General features: G+C 62.5%; 24 protein-coding genes and 1 tRNA gene. 14 read left to right on the forward strand and 11 right to left on the reverse strand.

What is annotated here, in order from left to right; genetic code table 11:
* Positions 1 to 9 precede the first annotated feature (9 nt).
* Positions 10 to 567, reverse strand: coding sequence for a guanylate kinase (gene gmk / locus DXY33_RS06150; protein ID WP_115132159.1), 558 nt, complete (start codon positions 565 to 567; stop codon positions 10 to 12).
* Positions 568 to 605: 38 nt separating this feature from the next.
* On the opposite strand from gmk, the gene DXY33_RS06155 reads away from it, so the two are divergent.
* Positions 606 to 2,333, forward strand: a complete 1,728-nt coding sequence (locus DXY33_RS06155) for an NFACT family protein (RefSeq protein ID WP_115132160.1) — start codon at positions 606 to 608, stop codon at positions 2,331 to 2,333.
* A 125-nt stretch (positions 2,334 to 2,458) separates the two neighbouring features.
* Entirely contained in the window at positions 2,459 to 3,163 is a 705-nt protein-coding gene (gene tatC / locus DXY33_RS06160) for a twin-arginine translocase subunit TatC (protein ID WP_170950976.1), read from the forward strand.
* Here the strand turns inward: tatC and DXY33_RS06165 are convergent.
* Positions 3,144 to 3,560, reverse strand: a complete 417-nt coding sequence (locus DXY33_RS06165; RefSeq protein WP_115081687.1) for a DUF3067 family protein — start codon at positions 3,558 to 3,560, stop codon at positions 3,144 to 3,146. The two genes, tatC and DXY33_RS06165, sit on opposite strands and share 20 nt — an antisense overlap.
* Positions 3,561 to 3,607: 47 nt before the next feature.
* Between DXY33_RS06165 and petC the strand changes: the two genes are divergently transcribed.
* From petC to DXY33_RS06195, 6 genes are all read left to right on the forward strand, one after another.
* Positions 3,608 to 4,144: a cytochrome b6-f complex iron-sulfur subunit gene (gene petC, locus DXY33_RS06170; protein ID WP_006850760.1), complete on the forward strand. Its 537-nt coding sequence runs from the start codon at positions 3,608 to 3,610 to the stop codon at positions 4,142 to 4,144.
* Between the two features lie 39 nt (positions 4,145 to 4,183).
* On the forward strand, positions 4,184 to 5,119 hold the full coding sequence (petA, locus tag DXY33_RS06175) for a cytochrome f (RefSeq protein ID WP_115132161.1): 936 nt from the start codon (positions 4,184 to 4,186) through the stop codon (positions 5,117 to 5,119).
* A 5-nt stretch (positions 5,120 to 5,124) separates the two neighbouring features.
* A complete protein-coding gene (lgt, locus tag DXY33_RS06180) occupies positions 5,125 to 6,003 on the forward strand; it encodes a prolipoprotein diacylglyceryl transferase (protein ID WP_115132162.1) in 879 nt (292 codons plus the stop codon).
* Positions 6,000 to 6,761, forward strand: a complete 762-nt coding sequence (gene cobM, locus DXY33_RS06185; RefSeq protein ID WP_115132163.1) for a precorrin-4 C(11)-methyltransferase — start codon at positions 6,000 to 6,002, stop codon at positions 6,759 to 6,761. Before lgt ends, cobM begins: the two co-directional genes overlap by 4 nt.
* Positions 6,762 to 6,786: 25 nt before the next feature.
* Positions 6,787 to 6,858: transfer RNA gene (locus DXY33_RS06190), tRNA-Val, on the forward strand.
* A gap of 90 nt (positions 6,859 to 6,948) precedes the next feature.
* Entirely contained in the window at positions 6,949 to 7,725 is a 777-nt protein-coding gene (locus DXY33_RS06195) for a RodZ family helix-turn-helix domain-containing protein (RefSeq protein ID WP_115132164.1), read from the forward strand.
* Here the strand turns inward: DXY33_RS06195 and DXY33_RS06200 are convergent.
* Complete coding sequence (locus tag DXY33_RS06200; RefSeq protein WP_115132265.1) at positions 7,709 to 9,346, reverse strand: Ppx/GppA phosphatase family protein; 1,638 nt, start codon at positions 9,344 to 9,346, stop codon at positions 7,709 to 7,711. The genes DXY33_RS06195 and DXY33_RS06200 overlap by 17 nt on opposite strands.
* Before the next feature lie 87 nt (positions 9,347 to 9,433).
* Between DXY33_RS06200 and DXY33_RS06205 the strand changes: the two genes are divergently transcribed.
* Positions 9,434 to 10,327 (forward strand): 4-hydroxybenzoate polyprenyltransferase, encoded by an 894-nt coding sequence (locus DXY33_RS06205; RefSeq protein WP_115132266.1) that lies wholly within the window; start codon positions 9,434 to 9,436, stop codon positions 10,325 to 10,327.
* Positions 10,327 to 11,211: an LD-carboxypeptidase gene (locus DXY33_RS06210; RefSeq protein ID WP_115132165.1), complete on the forward strand. Its 885-nt coding sequence runs from the start codon at positions 10,327 to 10,329 to the stop codon at positions 11,209 to 11,211. The genes DXY33_RS06205 and DXY33_RS06210 overlap by 1 nt, the downstream gene beginning before the upstream one ends.
* Here DXY33_RS06210 and ispD read toward each other — a convergent pair.
* Positions 11,195 to 11,875: a 2-C-methyl-D-erythritol 4-phosphate cytidylyltransferase gene (gene ispD, locus DXY33_RS06215; RefSeq protein ID WP_115081720.1), complete on the reverse strand. Its 681-nt coding sequence runs from the start codon at positions 11,873 to 11,875 to the stop codon at positions 11,195 to 11,197. The two genes, DXY33_RS06210 and ispD, sit on opposite strands and share 17 nt — an antisense overlap.
* Before the next feature lie 72 nt (positions 11,876 to 11,947).
* Between ispD and DXY33_RS06220 the strand changes: the two genes are divergently transcribed.
* Genes DXY33_RS06220 through fabG form a run of 3 tightly spaced genes read left to right on the forward strand, consistent with a single transcriptional unit; the run spans position 11,948 to position 14,648 of the window.
* Positions 11,948 to 12,781, forward strand: coding sequence for a glycosyltransferase family 9 protein (locus tag DXY33_RS06220; protein WP_115132166.1), 834 nt, complete (start codon positions 11,948 to 11,950; stop codon positions 12,779 to 12,781).
* 11 nt (positions 12,782 to 12,792) lie between these two features.
* A complete protein-coding gene (locus tag DXY33_RS06225; RefSeq protein ID WP_115132167.1) occupies positions 12,793 to 13,848 on the forward strand; it encodes a TrkA family potassium uptake protein in 1,056 nt (351 codons plus the stop codon).
* A 47-nt stretch (positions 13,849 to 13,895) separates the two neighbouring features.
* Positions 13,896 to 14,648, forward strand: coding sequence for a 3-oxoacyl-[acyl-carrier-protein] reductase (gene fabG, locus DXY33_RS06230; protein ID WP_115132267.1), 753 nt, complete (start codon positions 13,896 to 13,898; stop codon positions 14,646 to 14,648).
* A gap of 9 nt (positions 14,649 to 14,657) precedes the next feature.
* Here the strand turns inward: fabG and DXY33_RS12275 are convergent, their stop codons facing one another.
* The gene (locus DXY33_RS12275; protein WP_170950965.1) at positions 14,658 to 14,834 is read right to left on the reverse strand and encodes a hypothetical protein; all 177 of its coding nucleotides are present in this window, start codon (positions 14,832 to 14,834) and stop codon (positions 14,658 to 14,660) included.
* Between the two features lie 131 nt (positions 14,835 to 14,965).
* Between DXY33_RS12275 and groL the strand changes: the two genes are divergently transcribed.
* Positions 14,966 to 16,645, forward strand: a complete 1,680-nt coding sequence (gene groL / locus DXY33_RS06235) for a chaperonin GroEL (RefSeq protein WP_115132168.1) — start codon at positions 14,966 to 14,968, stop codon at positions 16,643 to 16,645.
* Here groL and DXY33_RS06240 read toward each other — a convergent pair whose 3' ends face one another.
* Genes DXY33_RS06240 through DXY33_RS06265 form a run of 6 tightly spaced genes read right to left on the reverse strand, consistent with a single transcriptional unit; the run spans position 16,646 to position 21,724 of the window.
* Positions 16,646 to 17,335 (reverse strand): N-acetylmannosamine-6-phosphate 2-epimerase, encoded by a 690-nt coding sequence (locus DXY33_RS06240; RefSeq protein WP_115132169.1) that lies wholly within the window; start codon positions 17,333 to 17,335, stop codon positions 16,646 to 16,648.
* Between the two features lie 5 nt (positions 17,336 to 17,340).
* Positions 17,341 to 17,889 carry a hypothetical protein gene (locus DXY33_RS06245; protein ID WP_115132170.1) on the reverse strand — a complete coding sequence of 183 codons (549 nt, stop codon included), beginning with the start codon at positions 17,887 to 17,889 and terminating at the stop codon, positions 17,341 to 17,343.
* A gap of 4 nt (positions 17,890 to 17,893) precedes the next feature.
* Entirely contained in the window at positions 17,894 to 18,748 is an 855-nt protein-coding gene (locus DXY33_RS06250) for an ABC transporter permease (protein ID WP_115132171.1), read from the reverse strand.
* Positions 18,749 to 18,757: 9 nt separating this feature from the next.
* Complete coding sequence (locus tag DXY33_RS06255; protein WP_115132172.1) at positions 18,758 to 19,771, reverse strand: ATP-binding cassette domain-containing protein; 1,014 nt, start codon at positions 19,769 to 19,771, stop codon at positions 18,758 to 18,760.
* Between the two features lie 50 nt (positions 19,772 to 19,821).
* Positions 19,822 to 20,805, reverse strand: coding sequence for a heme o synthase (locus DXY33_RS06260; RefSeq protein WP_115132173.1), 984 nt, complete (start codon positions 20,803 to 20,805; stop codon positions 19,822 to 19,824).
* Complete coding sequence (locus tag DXY33_RS06265; protein WP_115132174.1) at positions 20,798 to 21,724, reverse strand: COX15/CtaA family protein; 927 nt, start codon at positions 21,722 to 21,724, stop codon at positions 20,798 to 20,800. Before DXY33_RS06265 ends, DXY33_RS06260 begins: the two co-directional genes overlap by 8 nt.
* Positions 21,725 to 21,833 lie beyond the last annotated feature (109 nt).

A 21,833-nucleotide genomic window follows, 5' to 3' on the forward strand; every position in this document is an offset into this window, starting at 1 on the left:
AGCTCTGCTTTATCCCAGCCCCATCAGCGCCTCCACCTGGTTCAACGCTGCTTCGAGATCGTCATTGATCACAACAGCATCGAATTCCTGTTGGGCCTCGAGCTCCTCGCGAGCGCGAGTCAAGCGGCGCTGAATGGCATCCTCCGCATCGGTTCCGCGCCCACGGATCCGGCGCTCCAACTCTTCAAAGCTGGGGGGAGCCAGAAAAATCTGAAAACCGTCCGGAAAACTGCGACGCACCTGGCGGGCACCTTCCAACTCAATCTCCAGAAGCACGGGGCGCCCCGCCGCCATCTGTTCTTCCACAGGACCTCGGGGAGTGCCGTAGCAATTCCCCGCGAATTCCGCCCACTCGAGAAAACCTCCCTGCTCCACCAAGGTCTCAAACCCCGCACGGCTGTGGAAGAAGTAGTTGATGCCGTTCTGCTCCCCCTGGCGCGGAGAACGGGTGGTGGCCGACACCGACAGCCAGATCTGGGGGTGCCGTTCCAGCAGCTGGTTCACCAGCGTTCCCTTGCCGACTCCACTGGGGCCGGTGATCAAGGTGAGCTTTCCACTGGTGGACATCGCGGCGTCTGCGTGGGTCAGCAGAGTAGGAAGCCCCAATGCCCCACCCGGTGCTCCAGGTGATCGCCTCCACCAGCCTGCAGCCAATGGATCTCACCACGCTGCGCGCGGTGCTCTGGGATCTGCGCCCAAAGCTGGTGCCCAGCCGCTTCGAGAAGGCCCAACAACCGGACCCGGCAACGATTCAACTGGGATGCCGCAGCCTCAAGGGGATGGTGTGGCTGGAACTGAGCTGGCAAGCCGAGGCCCCTCGGCTGGTGGAGGTCAACCCTCCCCCGCGCAGCGGCAGCGGCAGCACCTTCGCCCAACAGTTGCAACACAGCCTCCGCCAGCTGGCTCTGGTGGAGCTCCACCAGAGTGGTTTTGAACGGGTGGTGGAATTCCGGTTTGCCCAACGCCCTGGGGAACCGATCCAGCGGGTGCTCGTGCTGGAGCTGATGGGACGGCACAGCAACCTGCTGCTGCTGGATGAGCAGCGCCGGATCATTGCCCTGGGGCGACAGGTCCGGGACCATCAGTCCCGCGTGCGCCCTCTATCCACCGGTGATTCCTATAGCCCACCCCCGATGCTGCAGGGGTTGGCACCGGATCCAACGGAGGGCTTTGAACGCTGGAAGGAGCGGCTCTCCCTCGTTCCGATCGCGCTGCGCAAGGCCCTGCAGCAGACCTATCAGGGAATCAGCCCAGCCCTTGCTCTACAGCTCGCCGGCGAGCACCTGAACACCCCGGTGGACAGCCTGGATGCACGCCACTGGTGCCACCTGTTTGAACGCTGGTCGCTCTGGTTGGACCAGCTCGAGCGTGAGCAGTTCGCCCTGGTGGTGGAGAACGACGGTCGTTACCGGGTCTGGGGGTCTCCCCAGGGTGAAGTGCATCCACAGCCCGCTCTGGCGCTCACCCTGGGATCCCTGCACCAGCAATCCCAAGAGCAACGGGCCCTGGCACGGGTCAGCCAAGATCTGCGTCAACGCCTGGAGCGTTGGCGCAGTAAAGAACAGGCAGCCCAGCAGGACCAACACCAGCGCCTGAAGGCCACCGACGGGCACGAGGCTCTTCAACGCCAGGCGGACGCTCTCCTCTGCCTCGGAAACCCAAGCCGCGACCAGGTCGATGAAGCCCAGTCGCTCTATCGCAGGGCCAAAAAACTGCGGAGATCGCGCCCGATCCTTGAGCAGCGGCTGGAGCACCATCAGCAACGGCTTGAGCTGATCAACGCGAGCGAAACCTTCATCGAAGATCAACTGGGCGCCACCTGGCAGGACGGCCCGGCGCGCCTCGCCGCCCTGAATGATCTGCGGGAGGAAATTGATGAGCTGTTACAGCCCAAGGAACGCCGTCGCAGCACGCGACAGCAGCGTCAACGGGATCAGCCCAAGCCGCTGGAACTGAATACTCCCGGAGGTCTCAAGGTGCAGGTGGGGCGGAATCACCGCCAGAACGACTGGATCTCGCTGCGCCAGGCCCGCAGTGGTGACCTCTGGTTTCACGCCCAGGAATGCCCAGGCAGTCACGTGGTGTTGAAGAGCTCCAACGGGCTGGCCGAGGAATCCGACCTGGCGATGGCAACGGATCTGGCGGCCTATTTCAGCCGCGCGCGGGGCAACACGCGGGTGGCGGTGGTGATGGTGCCCACCGATCAGCTGCAGCGCATTCCCGGTGCCGGCCCGGGCACCGTGCGCCATGGACAAGCTGAAATCCGCTGGGGGGATCCCCAGGGCGCGGAAGAGCGGCTGCTTGCCCCTAGCCTGAGCCCACATTCGGGCTGACCTGTTGCGCCGCCCGTCCTGCGTCCGTGTCTGAGCGCCCCGAAGGTCCCCCAGCTCTGCAGCCACCACCGCCCATTCGCATTGGGAGGGCACCTGGCGATGCAGATCTGCCCAATGAGGTGGAGATGCCTCTGGTGGATCACCTGGAGGAACTGCGTCAACGGGTTCTGCGCAGCTTGCTGGCCGTTGTTGTTGCAGCGCTGACCTGCCTGCTGGGGGTTAAACCTCTGGTGCGCCTGCTGGAAGCGCCAGCCAGCGGAATTCATTTCCTTCAACTGGCACCGGGAGAGTTTTTATTCGTCTCGCTGAAGGTGGCCGGCTACGCCGGCCTCACCCTGGCCCTGCCCTATGTGCTGTTTCAGATCCTGGCCTTTGTGCTGCCGGGCCTGACGATCAGCGAACGACGCCTGATCGCCCCTGCCGTCGCCGGCTCCGCGGTTCTGTTCATGGCGGGCCTGGCCTTTGCCTGGTGGGCCCTGGTGCCAGCCGCCCTTCATTTTCTAGTGAGCTACGGCGCCGATGTGGTGGAGCCGCTCTGGTCGATCGAGCGTTATCTGGATTTTGTTCTGCTGCTGATGCTGGCCACTGGGCTGGCGTTTCAGCTCCCTGTTCTGCAACTGCTCCTCGGGGCCCTGGGGCTGGTGCGCTGGCGGCCGATGCTTGGGGCCTGGCGCTGGGTTGTGCTGGGTTCAGCCCTGGCTGGAGCTGTGCTGACGCCATCCACCGATCCGATCACGATGCTGCTGCTGGCTGGAGCGATCACGGCACTGTTCCTGATCGGCGTCGGCCTGGTGGCCCTGACCGAATCCTTCAGACCAGAAACTCCTTGATCAGCGTTTCCGCCTCCGGCCCTGTCGCCTCCAGCGGAAGACTCAACGCCTTACCAAGACGGGGTTTGTCGCGGGTGGAACCGAGCCATTGGCGCACCTCACCCGCCAAACCAAGACGATTCACAACATCCAGCACCTCACCGAGATGCTGCCGATAGGCCTCAAGGTCCATCGGGAACGACTGTTGCTCGAGATAGGCCCACATCACCTGGAGATACAAACGACGGCGTCGAACCACCAGCTGAAGGTCGTAAGTCGCCCGCCAGCGCTGGCGTAAGCAGGCCATCACCTCGTCAACACTGAGCGGCGGCTCGGGCACGGCGTTGGCGATATCAAGCACAGAAGCAGGGGCGGCAGGGGCAGGTAGACGCCTGTCGTTGCAAAGCTTGACAGGCACTTAAGCATCCATAATGGACGCCATTCTGAGCTGGATGAACGTCCGCCATGACCCAACTCTCCTCGAGCGATGTGCCCGGAATGGGTCGTCGGCAGTTCATGAATCTGCTGACGTTCGGCTCCGTCACCGGTGTAGCCCTGGGAGCCCTCTACCCGGTGGCGAATTACTTCATCCCCCCCAAGGCCGCCGGCAGTGGCGGCGGCACCAGTGCGAAGGATGAGCTGGGCAACCCGATCACAGCCAGCGGCTGGCTCTCCAGCCACCCCGAGGGCGATCGCAGCCTGGTGCAGGGCCTCAAAGGCGATCCCACCTATTTGATCGTTGAAGGCGAAGACGCCATCGGCAGCTACGGCATCAACGCCATCTGCACCCACCTCGGTTGCGTCGTTCCCTGGAACAGCGGCGCCAACAAGTTCATGTGCCCCTGTCACGGCAGTCAGTACGACGCCACCGGCAAAGTCGTCCGTGGCCCTGCCCCTCTCTCCCTGGCCCTGGCGAACGTCAGCGTGGAGAACGACAACGTGTTCGTGAGCCAGTGGACCGAGACCGACTTCCGAACTGGTGATAAGCCCTGGTGGGCCTGATCTTTCCCTTCCCTACGCCTGCATCCCCCTCACCGTCCCATGCGTCGTCACCTCTCGCTTTTCCTTGGATCACTGGTCATCGGACTGGCTCTGCTGATCGCTCCGGCTGCCAGCTGGGCATATCCCTTCTGGGCTCAACAGAACTACGACAGCCCCAGGGAAGCCACCGGCAAGATTGTTTGCGCCAATTGCCACCTGGCCAAAAAGCTGACCCAGGCTGAAGTGCCCCAATCGGTCCTCCCTGACAGCGTCTTCACCGCCAGCGTCAAGGTTCCTTACGAAAACGGCCTGCAGGAGATCGGTGCCGACGGCAGCGATGTGGGTCTGCAGGTGGGCGCTGTTGTGATGCTTCCTGATGGCTTCACCCTGGCTCCTCAGGACCGCTGGACCGACGAGATCAAGGAAGAAACGGAAGGCGTCTACTTCACCCAGTACAGCGACGACCAGCCCAACATCCTGCTGGTGGGACCGATTCCTGGTGATGAGCACCAAGAGATCGTCTTCCCTGTGCTGTCCCCTGATCCCGCCACCGACAGCAACATTCACTTCGGCAAGTACCAGATCCACGTGGGTGGCAACCGTGGCCGTGGCCAGGTGTATCCCACCGGTGAGAAGAGCAACAACACCGTCTACACGGCTCCTGCCAGCGGCACCATTGCCTCCATCGAACCCGGCGACAACGGCGCCAGTGTGGTCAGCATCAAGGCGGCTGACGGCAGCAGCGTGAGCGAGACCATTCCTGTTGGTCCTGAAGTTCTGGTCAGCGTCGGTGACAGCATCGAAGCCGGTGCTGCCCTGACCAACGACCCCAACGTGGGCGGCTTCGGCCAGGTGGACGCAGAGATTGTTCTGCAGAACCCCATTCGGATCTACGGCCTGCTCGCCTTCTTCGCGGCGGTGGCTCTGGCTCAGATCATGCTGGTGCTGAAGAAGAAGCAGATCGAAAAGGTTCAGGCCGCTGAAGGCAACTTCTGATCGCTATGGCTGTTGAAGCCCTGTTTCCCCTGGCGACCTTCCAGTCGCCAGGGGAATTTTTGCCTCACACCCAAAACTGGTTCCTTCCCCTGCGTTGGTACGGGCTGCTGATTGCAACAGCCGTCTTGATTGGACTGAACCTCTCCAGCCGACTGGCCAAGCTTCGACAGCTGGAGAACAACCTGGTCAGCGATCTGCTGCCCGTGCTCGTGCTGTTTGCCGTGATCGGAGCACGGATTTACTACGTGGCCTTCGAGTGGCACAACTACGCCTCCAACCCGCTCAAGGCCCTGGCCATCTGGGAAGGAGGGATCGCCATCCACGGTGCTTTGCTGGCGGGAACAATCACGCTGATCCTGTTCTGCCGCTGGCGCCAGCAACCCTTCTGGGATGTGCTGGATGTGTTGGTTCCCTCCGTGGCCTTGGGACAGGCCATCGGTCGCTGGGGGAATTTCTTCAATTCCGAGGCCTTCGGGGTTCCAACTGACCTGCCGTGGAAGCTGTTCATCCCGGCGCAGAGCCGCCCTGTGATGTACAGCACGTCGGAATTTTTCCACCCGACGTTCCTCTACGAATCGATCTGGAACCTGCTGCTCTTCGGACTGTTGATGCTGCTCTTTCGCCGCGGACTCAAAGCTCCTGGGATGCTCCCATCGGGCGCCATGAGTTGTGTGTACTTGGTGGGCTACAGCCTTGGCCGTGTCTGGATCGAAGGTCTGCGCATTGATCCTCTCTGCATCGGTTCGCTTCCACCGGCTTGCGACGGGGGAATCCGCATCGCCCAATTGATGAGTTGCACCCTGGTCGCACTCGGCGTCCTTGGGCTTTGGTGGCTATATCAACGGAAGCGACCCCTGCCTGATCCATCAGGCCAACGCAGTTGAGTCACGTTGTCAGTTTCGTCGGCGCAGGCCCCGGTGCTCCAGACCTGCTCACCCTTCGCGCGGCTGACCGTCTGAACAAAGCCGACGTGCTGATCTGGACGGATTCCCTGGTCTGCCCAGCCATCGCCGATCTGGCGCCGGCGGATTGCGAACGCATCCGCACCAGCACGACCACGCTCGAAGAGCTGATCCCGCTGCTCATCGACCGGCAGCGCCAGGGCAAACGGGTGGTGCGGCTTCACGATGGAGACACGGCGCTCTACAGCGCCATCAACGAGCAGATCTGCGCCCTGAGCGACGCCGACATCCCTGTGGAAGTGATTCCCGGGATCAGCGCCTACCAAGCGGCAGCCGCAGGACTCGCCAGCGAACTCACCCTTCCAGGCGTGGTGCAAACCATTGTTCTCAGTCGCGCTGGGGGTCGCACCGGCGTGCCGGAACGGGAACAGCTGGATCGGCTGGCCGCCCTGCGCGCCAGCCTTTGCATTTATCTGAGTGCACGACACGTTGAAGAGGTGCAAACCACCCTTCTGGAGCACTACCCCGCCGACACGCCCGTGGCCATCGGACATCGGGTGAGCTGGCCTGATCAGATGCTCACCGTGGTCCCTCTCAGGGAGATGGCTGCGGTGAGTCGGAAACGCAATCTGATTCGCACAACGCTTTATGTGGTGAGTCCTGCCCTTGCCGGTGGTCCCCAGCGCTCACGGCTTTACTCCCCTGACCACGACCACCTATTCCGTCCGAAACCCCAATAGGCGGTGGTTTAGGATCGATTTGTGCGGGCGATTAGCACAGTGGTAGCGCACTTCCTTCACACGGAAGGGGTCACTGGTTCGAATCCAGTATCGCCCATATTTTTTGATGGGATTTAATCCTTTTGGTGCTGACTGCACTGTTTGATCGGCCTAAGTTCAGCTTTGAACGAGGTCGATCGACCCATTGATGAACGAGCGGAGTCTTGCGGACGACCAAGGCAAAGCCACGGGCCTGGTTGAAGCAGGGCGACAGTTGGCCGAGGCGCGGGCTGCTGCGGGCCTGAGTCAGAACCAGCTCGCCAGCCAGCTGCACATGGGCGAGGAGCAACTGGCAGCACTGGAACGGGGCGATCAAGCCGAACTGCCTGAACCCGTGTTCATCAAGGCCATGGTGCGCCGGATCAGTTCGCATCTGGATTTGGATGCAAACGCCATGGTTCAAACCCTCGGCCCCCTCACCACCAGTCCGCCCAAACGGACGACTCCCGGGGCAACACCGCGAAGCATGGCTCCTCAGAACCAGAGAACATTCAATCCGCTTCCCCTCGTGGCCCTCGCCGGGCTTGCTGGCCTTGGCTTTGTTGTGTGGAGCAACGCCTCCGAGTTGACGCGCTTCGCCCAGGGGTTGAAGCCTGCTAATCCAACCCTTGAGCCAAGCGAAACCGATCTAGCGGTGACCAAGGTTGCAGATGGGCAAGATGCCCTCATCGTTCCAGCGCCACCAACCGGAGACCTGGGCCTCACGATCAGCAGCAGCGAACCCAGCTGGATCGCCCTACGGCGGGAGGGAATTGTGGAATTCGAAGGGCTGCTGAACGGTGAGCGCAGGATTGACAATCCTGACCTGGTGGAGATCTACGCCGGCCGGCCTGATCTGGTGCAGCTCAGTTCTCCCGACGCCGAGACACGCACCCTTGGCGCTGTGGATGACATCCGCTGGATCCCGCTCAGCCCTGCACCCTGACGCGCAGATTCACGCCAACCGCCTCCTTCACCACCTCAGCGCAGCCTTCCAAGCTCCACTGTTCAAGGCTGACGTTCTGGTTGACCCGCTCAGGGACGATCTCCAGATCCAGAGTTCCCTTCACCGCATGGATGCGAAGTGCTGAGATCACCGGCTCAGGCCTGCGATCCAGAGCCGCGGCCAAGCGCAGCAGCAGGGCCATCTGATGAACACAACGACGGTTGTCTCGGGTGGCCACAAGCTGCCAGGACTCATGGCGTTTCTTCGGCAGGCTGCGGCGGTGGTAGCGGGCAATGGCCGCCACCATCAGGTGCTCCGCCTCGGAATAGCCCAGCAGCTCACCATGACGAATCAAATACCAGGTGTGCTTGTGGTAGGCGCTGATATTGATGTGCTGGCCACAGGTGTGGAGCATCGCGGCAGCCCAAAGCAGTTCACGCCCTTCGCCACTGTCGTCATGCATCACGCCTCGCGTGGCGTCGTAGAGGCTGAGGGCATGGCTGGCAACCCGTTCAGCCCTGCTCTGGTTCACCGCAAAGCGCTGCACCTGATGGAGCACAGTGCGCTGCCGAATGCTGCTCTGAAAGCTGAAGCGGTCTTCCAGAAGACCCTGGCGAAGCATCCAATCAACGATCAAACCTTCCCTGAGCGCCCGCTCACTGAGCACGAACTCCTCCACACCCAGCATCTTCATGGTGGTTTGCAGGATCAGCGCACCGGGAACGATGATTTCGGCCCGACGATCGTTGATGGGAGCCAACTCCCGTCGTTGCGCAGGGGTCATCTTGATCAGATGATCAACCACGTTGTCCAGGCGCTGCCGGGTGACGCGGTAGCCATGCAATTTGCGGGGGGGGCGCTCCTCTTCACTCGCCGCAAGGGAGCCAATCGCCATCGCCGTGCCGCTGGTGGCTACCAAAACAGGAGTTTCACCGGGTTTGATCCTGCGACGCACTTTGTCGACCGCAGGTTCAAGCGACCCCTGAATGAAGGCCTGCAGGAATGACCGCCGTTGAGGGGGCATCGGATCATCCCGAACAAAGTCCCGCTGGAGTCGCACAGCCCCCACACGGGTGCTGGTCAGGGCGCGGGCATCACGACCATCGGCAAGGATCAGTTCCGTAGAGCCACCGCCGATATCGAGCAGAAGATGCGGACGGTCTCCAAACGGCATTCCTGAGAGGACGCCCAGATAGATCAACCGTGCCTCCTCGGGGCCGCTGACCAAATCCACCTCCATCCCCAGATCGTCGAGGATGGTCTGGAGGAAATCGCGACCATTGGGTGCTTCTCGAACGGCACTCGTCGCCGCTGTGACGATCTGCTCAACCCGGTGACTGGCGGCGAGATCTCTGAACTGGCGAAGGGTTTCCAGCCCCCGTTGCATCGCTGCCGCGGTCAGCTCACCGGTCTCGGGATCACGCTCCCCCAGACGCGTAGTGGCCTTTTCGGCCTGGATGATCCGAAACGTGCGCAGCTTCGGATCAACGGCTGCCACCAGAAGATGAAAGGAATTTGTCCCGATATCGATGGCGGCGATCCGACGCTGATCAGCGTTCACTGCCTGCGACGCGCCGTTGTTCTGTTCCGTTGGCTGGGCTGGGGCCTTGGCATCCAGCATCAACGTCAGAGCGGCAATGAAATCCACTCTGACACTGACGGCCGAGGCCATCGGGCCCTGACTAGGGTTCTTCAAATCCCGTTGATTGTGATCAGCAGCTCTGCCCGTCTTCAGCCCTGGATCGAACTGCTCCGCTGGAACAAACCCACCGGCCGGCTGATTCTGCTGATCCCAGCAGGCTGGGCCCTCTGGCTGAATCCAAGCGCTCCCCCCAGTGTTGTGCTGATCCTGCAGATCCTTCTGGGGGGCCTGGCGGTGAGCGGAGCAGGCTGCATCGCCAATGACCTCTGGGACCAGCGCTTCGACCGCCAGGTGGAACGCACACAACATCGGCCTCTGGCCAGAGGTGCGCTGCAGAGAGGGCCAGCCTTCGCTCTGCTGCTGATCTTGCTGGGCCTCAGCCTGGCTGTTGTGCTGACTCTGCCAGCCGCGAGCCTCGGGCTCTGTCTCGCCTTGGCCTGCATGGCCGTGCTGCCGATCCTCGGCTATCCATCGGCAAAGCGGTGGTTCGCCTTCCCCCAGGCGGTCTTGGCGCTGTGCTGGGGCTTCGCGGTGCTGATCCCCTGGGCCGCAGCAACGGCCTCCTTGAGCGGGAGTCCTGCCCTGGTGTGCAGTTGGCTGGCAACCGTGGTCTGGACCTTCGGCTTCGACACGGTCTATGCCATGGCCGACCGACGTGACGATGCCAGCCTCGGCCTGCGCAGCAGCGCCCTGAGCCTCGGATCCCGCGTGGTTCCTGTGGTTCGGGGCTGCTACCTCGTGACAGCCATCACCCTTGCCATAGCGGCATGGTCGGCTCAGATCCCAGCACCGTTCTGGCCTCTCTGGTTGCTTGCCGCCGTCTTCATGCAGCTCAGCTGCAACCCCTTGAACAAACAGGATGCCTCCATGGGCACCTACGGGAAGCACTTTGCCCAACAGGTGCAGGCAGGGACGCTGCTCTGGCTCGGCCTGGTTCTGGCCAGGGGATGGGGAGCCTGATGCGCATCACCCCGGCTCCGCCGCTCCGCACTGGAGACCGTGTGGCCTGTGTGGCCGCCAGTTCAGCCCTGCAGGACGACAGCAAGCTGCAGGAGGGCATTGCGGTCCTGCAGAGCTGGGGCCTCGATGTTCAACCCCAGACCTTGGCCAGCCGACGTTGGGGCTACTTCGCAGGGCGCGATGACACGCGCCATGCCGATCTGCATCCGGCAGAACCGGCAGCGCTGCTCGCCTGTGCCCGCGGTGGATGGGGGGCTGCTCGGCTGCTGGAGCAGCCCATCCGCTGGCAGAGCGGCTGGCTGTTGGGCTTTTCCGACGTGACAGCTCTTCTCTGGGCCCGCCAGGCAGCAGGGTTTGCGGGGGGCATCCATGGCCCCTTACTCACAACACTTGCGGAGGAACCGCAATGGAGCCGTGACCGCTTGCGCAACCTGCTCTTCGGCAACACCGTTCCTGACCTGCAAGGTCGGGGTGGCGGTGGCGGGGTAGGAAGCGGTCCCCTGCTCGTGGCCAATCTGACCGTGGCCACCCACCTGTTGGGAAGCCGTTTTGTGCCCCCCCTCAAGGGAGCCGTTCTGGTGCTGGAGGACGTGGGTGAAGCGCCCTACCGCATTGATCGGATGCTGACTCAGTGGAGGCTGAATGGCAGCTTGCAGGGCCTGGCGGGTCTGGCATTTGGCAATTTCGAAGGGTGCGCCGATGAAACCAGAGACGCCTCCGAAAGCTTCAACCTTGAGCAGGTTCTTGAGGAACGCACGGCCGATCTCGGCATTCCCAGAGTGATGGACCTGCCCGTTGGTCACCGATCCGGAAACGCAGCCCTGCCCATGGGGGCGATGGCACGCCTGGACGGCAAAAACGGCCGGCTCAGCCTGCTGACCTGAGGGCGAGCACGGCCTCCGCCACGGTGAGGTCAAACGGTGTGGTGACCTTGATGTTGGCGGGGCCGGCATCCAAGACCTGCACAGGCCACCCCAGACGCTCGTACAACGACGCATCGTCGGTGACCGTCCAGCCCTGGGCAACCGCCTCAGCGTGGCCGCGACGCAGCTGATCAACGGCAAAGCCCTGCGGCGTCTGCGCAGCCCAAAGCTCAGATCGATCCGGCGTCTCACAAATCACACCATCAGATCCCACGCGCTTGATCGTGTCGCTCACCGGCGTTGCAGCAATCAGCGCCGTGCCGGCCTCCACCACAGCTGCACAGCGATCAAACAACTCCGGTTCAGCCAAACAGCGTGCGCCGTCATGAATCAAGACGTGCCGAGCCTGCTCCGGCAACCCCGCCAGACCACAAAGCACCGACTCCTGCCGCGTGCTGCCGCCCTGGATCCAGTGCACCGGCTTGCTGGGTGCATCCAGCACCGCAAGGATGGCCTCTCGATCGACCTCCTGGCCGACGATCCCGATCCATTCGATCCGCTCGGAACGCAGGGCCGCCTCCAGGGTCCAGGCAATGACGGGGCGTCCGGCCAACGGCAGCAGCAGCTTGTTGCGATCCGCACCCATGCGCCGACCGCTTCCCGCCGCAGCAATCAACAGATGCACAATCGACTCCTGCCCCAGACAGGCGTAAACGACCTCCATACAATCAGCTCGCACCATGGAAGGCGGCGCTGCATGCGAGTTCTTGCCCTGAGCCCGGGTTCGCTCGAAGACCAGCTGGACCGTCTACCGGCTCTGGCCGACATCTGCCAGAAGCTCAACGCCAGCCTGCAGGTGGCCTGTGACCCCCAGCAGGCAGCTCCATGGAAGCTTCTGCCGTGCCTGGACAAGCTGTTGCCGTTCAGCTTCGAGGCCAACCCCACCCTTGCGGACTGGGCCAACCTGCTCGGTTGTGTTCGCGAACCCGACTTTCAGATCTGCATCAACTTCGCTGAAGGGCAGCAGGTGAACCTGATGCTGTCGATGAGCCATATCCCCAAACGGTTGGCGGTTGAGGGATTTGCCTGCACCGACCAGGTCAGCGTCGGTCCTGGCTGGACGGCGCAGCGTCTCAACCCCTTTCTTCAAGCCCTGGGCCTTGATCTCAAGGCCGATCAGTTCCGCCTGCCCCTGGCGGCAGAGGCTCTTGAGGAAGCCCGTGAAGCACTGCCCAGCGGTGACGGCCCCCTGCTGCTGCTGTCGCCATCCGGCCAGGGGAATGACTGGCCTGCAGCGGAATGGCACCAGCTGCCTGAGACGATCAAAAGCCGCCTACCGGCGCTGCGCAGCATGGTGCTGCCAGCCGAGCTCAGCCTGACCAAACGGGCGGCCTTGGTGGCCAATGCCGATGTCGTGCTCAGCAGCTGCCCGGTGTCCCAGCGCCTGGCGACCTATTGCGGAACCCCCCTGGTTGCCCTTGGAGCCGAGGCCGCAGACCTTCCCGAGCGCCAGGAGATCCGCTGCCTCAGCCGCCCGCAGGAGCTCGCCACGCTGCAGAGCAGTGATGTGCTGACGGCCCTCGGTTTCTGAGGAGACGTCCGATGAGGCGTCGCCGTGCAAGGGGACAGCTGAAGCTGATCACGGCTCCATGGCGGGGGCCCATCAGTGCCCTCAGTGCTGTGATCTTCGCGGGTGCCCTCGGTTATCGGATCACGGAGGGATGGGACTGGGGCGATTGCCTCTGGATGGTGCTGATCACCATCAGCACCATCGGTTTTGGAGAAGTCGCCCCGCTTTCACCTCCAGGCCGCCTGGTCACCGTCTTGATCGTGGTGGGTGGCTTGGTGGTTGTGCAACTGGCCATCCAACGCGTTCTAGGGCTGAAGGAGTCGGGATATTTCCGCAGACTGCGGGAGTTCCGCTTTCTCCGCATGCTGGAAGGCCTTCACGACCACGTGATTCTTTGCGGCTACGGCCGGATCGGACAGGAGATTGCAGCCCAACTGCAACGGGACGCGGTGCCCCTCGTGGTGATCGAAACCGATCCAGAACGAAAGGCCGTGGCAGACGAGAATGGCCTCTGGGTGCTTCAAGCCGATGCAACCCTCGATGAAACCCTGCTGGACGCAGGTCTGGAACGCTGCTGCAGCCTCGTGGCAGCCCTACCCAGCGATGCCTCCAATCTGTACGTGATCCTCAGCGCCAAGGACCTACGACCGGATTGCCGTTTGATTGCTCGCGCCAACAGCGATGAAGCCGCCTCAAAGCTGAGGCTGGCGGGCGCCACTGTGGTGGTCAGTCCCTATGTGGCTGGTGGCCGGGTGATGGCCGCTTCGGCGCTGCGACCGCTGGCCCTCAACTTCATGGAGCTGTTGGCGGGCTCCGACTATGAAATCGAGGAATTCCAGCTGAGTCACGACCCTCGGCACCTGATGGAGATCCGCGGGCGGAGCCTGGCGGAGCTGGAGCTGGGCCGTCGCAGCGGGGCCATGGTGCTGGCGATCCGGGAGAACGGAAAGCTGATCGCCAATCCAGGCGGCGACACCCAGATGGCACCGGGGCAACTCCTGATCGTGCTGGGAAGCAAAACCCAGCTCGCCACCTTTCAGTCGTTGCTTGGGGAGGCCGTCGACACGATTGAAACCATGCCGGGTTGAGCTGGATGACGACGGCTCCGTACGATCCTCCGATCAACGGTGCCTCCATGTCTCCCAGCGCTTCTCTTGCCGGACAGACCGCCCTGGTGACGGGAGGAGGTCGCGGCATTGGCCGGGCCATCGCCCTGGCCCTGGGCGAAGCCGGTGCAGAGGTGGTTGTGAACTACTCCAGTTCCGCCGCCGCCGCCGATGAAGTTGTCGCTGCCATCACCACAGCTGGGGGCAAGGCCTATGCCCTGCAAGCCAACGTGTCGGTTGAGGCCGAGGTGGATGGCCTGATCAAGACGGTGCTGGAGCGGAGCGGCCGTTTGGATGTGTTGGTGAACAACGCCGGCATCACGCGGGACGGCCTGCTGATGCGGATGAAAACCAACGATTGGCAATCGGTGATCGACCTCAACCTCAGTGGAGTGTTCCTCTGCACGCGAGCCGTGGCACGCCCGATGCTCAAACAGAAGAGCGGTCGGATCATCAACATCACCTCCGTTGTGGGGCTGATGGGCAACGCAGGACAGGCCAACTACGCCGCCGCCAAAGCGGGCGTCATCGGTCTCACCCGCAGCACCGCCAAAGAGCTCGCCAGCCGTGGCATCACCGTGAACGCTGTGGCTCCGGGTTTCATTGCCACAGACATGACCAAGGACCTCGATGCGGAGGCCATCCTCAAAGACATCCCCCTGGGAACCTTTGGCACCCAGGAGCAGGTGGCCGGTGCCGTGCGCTTCCTTGCCGCCGACCCGGCCGCGGCCTACATCACAGGCCAGGTGCTGCAGGTGGATGGCGGCATGGTGATGGCCTGACCCTCAGGATCAGGAATCAAGGGGTTGGGCCAACTCATCCCGCAGGCGGCGGATGCGCTGGAGCAGGCGTAACCGTCGACTGCGGGATGTAGCGGTGAGAAAGATGCGCAAGGGCACGTAAACCAGGGCCATCGAACCGGCCAGCCCCGCCATCAGTACAAAAAACAGCGCTCCGGATTCAGCCATGACCGGACCCTAATCAGTTCATTTGACAGCGGCATCCGGGCAGCCCCCAACCATTCGGCTTTCCCCACCACAACGCCTCTCCACGAGGGCCACATCGCTGTGGGACAGTGACCAACGGCGTGCCCGCGACTATGGCCAAACTCCTTTCCTTCTCTGACGAATCCCGCAGCGCCCTTGAGCGGGGTGTTGATGCACTCGCCGATGCGGTGCGCGTCACGATCGGCCCCCGCGGTCGCAACGTTGTGCTCGAGAAGAAATTCGGCGCACCCGACATCGTCAATGACGGCGACTCGATCGCCCGTGAAATCGAACTGGACGACCCGTTCGAAAACCTTGGCGCCAAGCTGATGCAGCAGGTGTCCTCAAAGACCAAGGACAAGGCCGGTGACGGCACCACGACCGCAACTGTGTTGGCTCAGGCCATGGTGCGGGAAGGTCTGCGCAACACCGCTGCTGGCGCAAGCCCTGTGGAACTCCGCCGAGGCATGGAGAAGGCCGCTGCACAGGTCGTGGCTGGACTGGGCGAGCGGAGCCAGGCCGTGGCCGGCGATGCCATTCGTCAGGTGGCCACGGTGAGCTCCGGGGGTGACGACGAAGTCGGTCGGATGATCGCTGAGGCGATGGACAAGGTGAGCACCGATGGGGTGATCACGGTTGAGGAATCGAAGTCTCTGGCAACGGAACTGGAAATCACCGAGGGCATGGCCTTCGACCGGGGCTACAGCTCCCCCTACTTCGTGACGGATGCCGACCGTCAGGTCTGTGAATTTGAAAACCCCCTGATCCTTCTGACGGATCGCAAGATCAGCACGATCACTGATCTGGTCCCCGTTCTGGAAACCGTTCAGAAGAGCGGTTCCCCCCTGCTCATCCTGTCTGAGGAAGTGGAAGGCGAAGCCCTCGCCACCCTGGTGATGAATAAGAGCCGTGGGGTTCTGCAGGTGGCCGCTGTTCGGGCACCCTCCTTTGGCGAACGCCGCAAGGCAGCCCTCGCCGATATCGCCATCCTCACGGGCGGAACGCTGATCAGCGAAGACAAGGCGATGACCCTCGACAAAGTGACCCTCGAGGATCTCGGCAAGGCGCGCCGTGTCACCATCAGCAAGGAGAGCACCACGATCGTCGCCACCGACGACCATCGCCAGGCGGTGAGCGAGCGCGTCGGCGCGATCCGACGTGAACTGGAGGCCACCGAATCCGAATACGACCGCGAAAAGCTCCAGGAGCGGATTGCCAAGCTGGCCGGCGGCGTGGCTGTGATCAAGGTCGGTGCACCGACGGAAACGGAACTGAAGAACCGCAAACTGCGGATCGAGGATGCCCTGAATGCCACCCGTGCCGCCGTCGAGGAGGGCATCGTTGCCGGAGGCGGCAGCACGTTGCTGCAACTCTCCGACAGCCTGGACGCCCTGGCTTCATCGCTGAACGGCGACCAGCGCACCGGCGTTGAGATCGTGCAGCGGGCACTGACGGCGCCGATTCATCAGATCGCCACCAATGCCGGTCAGAACGGTGATGTTGTGATCGCGGGCATGCGCAACAGCGGCCAGGGATTCAATGCCCTCAGTGGCGCCTATGAAGACCTGATGGCTGCTGGCATCGTTGATGCCGCCAAGGTGGTGCGCTTGGCCGTGCAGGATTCGATTTCGATCGCTTCTCTCCTGATCACCACCGAGGTTGTGATTGCCGACAAACCGGAACCCCCTGCACCAGCTCCCGCCGGAGACGGAGACCCCATGGGTGGCATGGGCGGAATGGGTGGCATGGGCATGCCCGGAATGGGCGGCATGGGCATGCCCGGGATGATGTGATCAGCTGATCATTCCCTGGCGATAGGCGATCACCTGGAGGTCCACTCCGGTGATCGCCGTCCCCACCACAACGGTGTCGGCTCCGGCCTGCAATGCCAACCGTGCATCCGCTGGAGAGGCAATCCCCCCCTCACAGATCAGACGAACCGAGCTGGGAAGTTCAGCGCGAAGTGGGGGGAGCAGATCAAACGCAGGGGGGCGCTGCTGTGCCGTGTCTTCTGTGTAGCCGTAGAGCGTGGTCCCAACCCAGTCACAGCCCAGCTCGGCTGCGCGCAGACCATTCTCGAGCGAATCCACATCAGCCATCAGCGGAGCTCTCAGCTCATCACGGCTGCGCTGGATCAACGCGGCCAGGTCCTGCCCTGCAGACCGCGGACGGGCTGTGGCATCAATCGCGATCACATCGGCCCCCGCAGACCACACCGCCTGAATTTCTTTCCAGCCAGGGGTGATGTACACAGAGCTGTCCGGGAACGTGCATTTCCAGAGGCCGATGATCAAGGCATCCGGACAGCGCCGACGCACAGCACCGATGTGTTCAGGGCTTTCCAAGCGCACACCCACAGCACCATTGCGCAGGGCTGAATCCGCCATGGCTGCGATCACATCGGGATCGCGCATCGGCGAACCCTGGGGGGCCTGCACCGAAACGATCAGGCCCTGATCCAGGGATTCAGGGTTGGGAATCATGCTGTTCAGGACGCCTTGGGGAAAGCGTCATCCTCCCGGCGGGGAAGCCAACGCCGCAGCGAACGGGGCGTGCTGATCGGCGGGGCAGGCACAGGTGCCGCCGCAAAGCTGCGTTGAAGCGGCTTTTCTTCAGCTGCACTCTCGTCCTCTTCGACGATCGGTTCTTCTTCAGCAACCACCCCGTTCTGCATCACCTCGCTCTCAATCAACACGTCGTCTTCAGCCGCAATCTGCTCCTCTTCTTCAACGACCACCTCGTCCTCCGCAACCACTTCGACTTGACCATCCACCTCGTTCTCAACCAAAACGTCGTCTTCAGGAGCAATCTCCTCCTCCGCGACAGGCATCGGCGCGGAACTGAACCCATGCTTCGAAGCTGAAGGTTCCGGCAAACTCAGATCAAGCTCAGCTGCTCCGTCAAAGCCGTAACGGTGAACCCACTGACTGATCAGACCCGCGAGCAAGGCCTGATCACCTGAGTTTCGGGCCTCCTCGATCTGTTGGGCCAGAGCGTTCTGTCGAGGTGATGGCTGCTGGAAAGGAGAAGAGAGCACGGATTCAGGAAAGTTTGCGGTTGAGCAGAGGGCGAATCGCAAGAAACAGCCCGATGGTGAGGAACAGAAGGATCAGCAGGCAACTGGTGCCGGTGACATCCCCATAGGGGGCCTCCAGCAGAACAGCCGAAAGGTCCAGAGGACCCTGGTAAGCCGCTCGAATGGGTTCTATCGCGAAGGTAAGGGGATTCAAGGCCGCAAGCCAGCCCAGCCAGGTGGGCATGAATGACAACGGGGCCAAGGCCGTGCTGGCAAACAGCAATGGCAAGTTGGCCACAAAGATCACAGCGATTAACTCGATGTGCCCCGGCAAAGCGAAGGCCAGTCCAAGGCTGAGGCCCGTCACAGCAAAAACCAGAAGCAGCAACGTCACCAGCACCAGGGCGAGGCCGCTGATGCCGGGCCATCCGTAACCGAGCACTGCTGCCGTGCCCATGATCGCCAGACTCTGCAAAAGGCTCAGCGCCGTGATGTAGATCACCGACGCCAGCACGATGGAACTGCGGCTTCGCAGCGGTGCCACCAGCAGCCGATTGAGGAAACCGAATTCGCGATCAAACATCACCGGCAGGCCGGCATTCAAAGCACCGCTGAAGGCTGTGAAGACAATCACTCCAGCACCAAGAAAACGGCCGTAGCTCATGCCTCCTGGCAACAGCCCCTCAGGGGCATTGGCGAACAGTGCACCGAAGAGAATCAACCAGATCAGGGGTTGCAGAACCCCTGCGATCAAGGTTGAAGGGCGACGCATCAACTGAAGAAACAAGCGCCGGGTGAGGGCCAACGTTTCCTGGCTGAGCTCGGCGAGGGCTCCGGATTGCTGCTGGTGGAAAGCAACAGATGCTGCTGGGGAAGTCATCGTTGGCACTCAACGCATGGATTGACGCTTTTCCTGTTTGACGTCGCGCTGGCCTGCGATGGCCAGTTCAGCGTCCACCAGGGTGCGTCCTGTGGCCTGAAGGTAGACATCATCCAGACTTGGACGACTCTGGGCCAGGGCAAACACAGGCAAACCTGCAGCCTCGAGGGTCTGACGCAGCTGATCGATCACGGCCCCTCCCTCAATCACCAGGTTGAGGGAAAAGCCCTGGGAGCGGTTCACCACCACCTGATGCACCCCATCCAAGGGTTCGAGAAGGGCACGCACCTGGGTCGCCTCATCGGCATTGCTGAACTCTCGGATTCGCAGAGTCACGCGATCACCCCCCAGCCGTTGTTTGAGCTGGTCAGGGCTGCCTTCGGCAATCACACGGCCGGCGTCGATGATCGCCAACTGATCCGCCAGAGCCTCCACTTCTTCGAGGTAGTGACTGCTCAGCAGAACAGTGGTGCCCTCATCAACCAGCTGACGCAGCAGCTGCCAGATGGCACTGCGGCTCTCGATATCCAGTCCCACGGTGGGTTCATCGAGCACGAGCAACTGAGGGCGGTGCAACAGACCGGCCGCTAGATCCAGACGCCGCCTCATGCCGCCGGAATAGGTGCCGCAGCGGCGGTCAATCCAATCGCCCATCGCGAGGCGGTCAATCAAATCGGCGATGCGGCTGTCGCGATCGTTCCGCGGCAGGTGGTAAAGATCACCTTGCAATTGCAGCAGTTCCCGGCCACTCAGGATCTTGTCGATGGCCACCTCCTGGGCCACATAACCCATGAGCTGGCGCACTTCACGTGGCTGCACCAAACCGTCAACACCCCCAACAACCACTGAGCCGCTGTCGGGGGCGAGCAGAGTGGCCAGAATGCGCATGGCCGTTGTTTTGCCGGCACCGTTCGGGCCAAGCAGCCCATACAGGCATCCTTCAGGAACGGTGAGATCAAGCTCACGCAGAGCCGGTACCGAGCCGTAGGCCTTGGAGATCTTGCGCAGTTCAATCAACGCCATCAGGCACCGTCAGGGACTTGCTCGGCCAATTCAGGGAATCTAGAGAGTGCTCATTGCACCGCCGTTGGTAGTGAGAGAAGTTGCATCACCTGGTGAGCAAAGCCTGAGGCCAAATCCGTCCGGCTGAGAATGAGAAGCAGGCAGAGACCAAACAAATAAAGGATCGACCAACGAAACAGGGCCTTGGCATTCACAAGACTGTCGGGATCCAGGGACAGCCGATCGACGAGCTGCAGCAATCGGCCGTTGTAGGGCAGCAGCATCACGCCATAGAAAGCGCCACCTGAAGGCAAAGCAAACACGCCCAAACCGCTGAGCAGAACAGTGATCCAGCCGTAGGTCTTGATCGCCCGCGCCGTCACCACAGGACCCTTCACCACGGGCAGCATCGGGATCCCGACAGCGCGATAGTCCTCGCGCAACAGGAGGGCCAAAGCCCAGAAATGGGCTGGCGTCCAGACCATCACCAAAGCGAACAGCCACCAGCCCCCGAGGCCAACATGGCCCGTGGCGGCCGCCGCCCCAACCAGGGGCGGAATGGCCCCGGCGACCCCACCGATGACGATGTTCTGGGACGTCCGCGGCTTGAGCAAGGCTGTGTAGAGCAGCACGTAACTGCAGAGGCCGAGCAGGGACAACCCAGCAGCGAGACAGTTCACACCGCTTACGAGAAGCATCGCCGCCGCGAGGGTGCAGGCGATGGCGCCGATGAATGCACTGGTGGGCGACAGCCGACCGGAAGGGAGTGCGCGACTGCTGGTGCGGGCCATCCGGCCATCGAGATCCTGCTCCCACAAGCAGTTCAGAACCCCTGCAGCAGCGGAGGCAAGCGCCCCTCCCCCCAGGGTGCAGACGAGCCGAGGCGATGAGAGCGGCCAGCCTTCACTGAGAGCCATTCCACCCAGGGTGGTGGCCAGCAGCAAAGGGATCAGGCGGGGCTTGGCAACTTCCAGCCAGGCCGGAAGTTTCACCCGCTTGCGGGAGGGAACGACCTCCTCACGGGTCGGACGAACGGTTGCAGTCATTTCAGCCATGACAGGCCTCCAACGAGGTGTCGTCGAGGACGACGGAACGGGACGGTGAGGGGAGGTTCGGAGAGCGAAACAGAAGCGCCGCCAGCAGAGCGATCAGCAGTGCAGCCACGAGTTGATGCGCCACCGTCACTGCCGGCTGGGACAAACCAAGACGAAGGGTGAGAACGCCTAGGGCCACCTGAACCAGCACCAAAAGCACGGCCCCACCAAGCCAGGGCCACTGCTGACGAGTCCAACCACCCGCCAGCACGGCTGCCCCGGCGAAGCCGAGCACAACAACGACCACCGGCATCGCCGTCAGGCGATGGGACAGCACCAGCTGGCAGGCCTCTCCTCCAGCAAGGCATCGCTGCCCTGCCCATGCGGTGGCCATGCGACCACCGAGCAGGCACTGCACAAAGACCGACAACAGACCAAGCGATGCCCCGATGCGCCACCAGAGCGGAGCGACGGCAGCAGCGGGATGAAGCAAGCGTTGGGTCAGCCCACTCAGGAGCGCCAAGAGGGTGAGCGCGAGAGCCAGGTGGGCTGTCACCACAGCGGAGGGCAGCAACTGGGTCACCGTCAGCGCACCCAAACCGCCCTGCATCGCCACCAAAACCATCAGACCAACGGCCAGCCAGGGCAGCCATCGCGGCAGTTGGCGGCGCTGAAGCGTCGTCGCCACAGCCATCACCACCAGGGCAATGCCGATGACGAAGGCATCAAGGCGGTGAAACCACTCAAGGAACACCTGAACATTCATCTGGCGACCCGGCAAAAACGAGCCGAAGCAGAGGGGCCAGTCCGGGCAGGCCAAGCCAGCTTCCATCACCCGGGTTGCTCCACCGATCACCACCAAAGCGATCACGGCAACCACAAGATGAGCCGACAACAACCCAAGACGTCGACGCAATGTCGACATTGAGGAAAGCATCATCGAACAAGCTCCATCCGATGCACCCAAAAAGGGATTGCTTGGACCGTAGCGATGCAGAAGATGAAGTCACGCTGTGTGGACGTCTGCAACACAAATGCGGAAAAATCAT

Origin of the sequence: Synechococcus sp. N26 (genome assembly GCF_900473975.1) — a bacterium.
Classification (GTDB): domain Bacteria; phylum Cyanobacteriota; class Cyanobacteriia; order PCC-6307; family Cyanobiaceae; genus Parasynechococcus.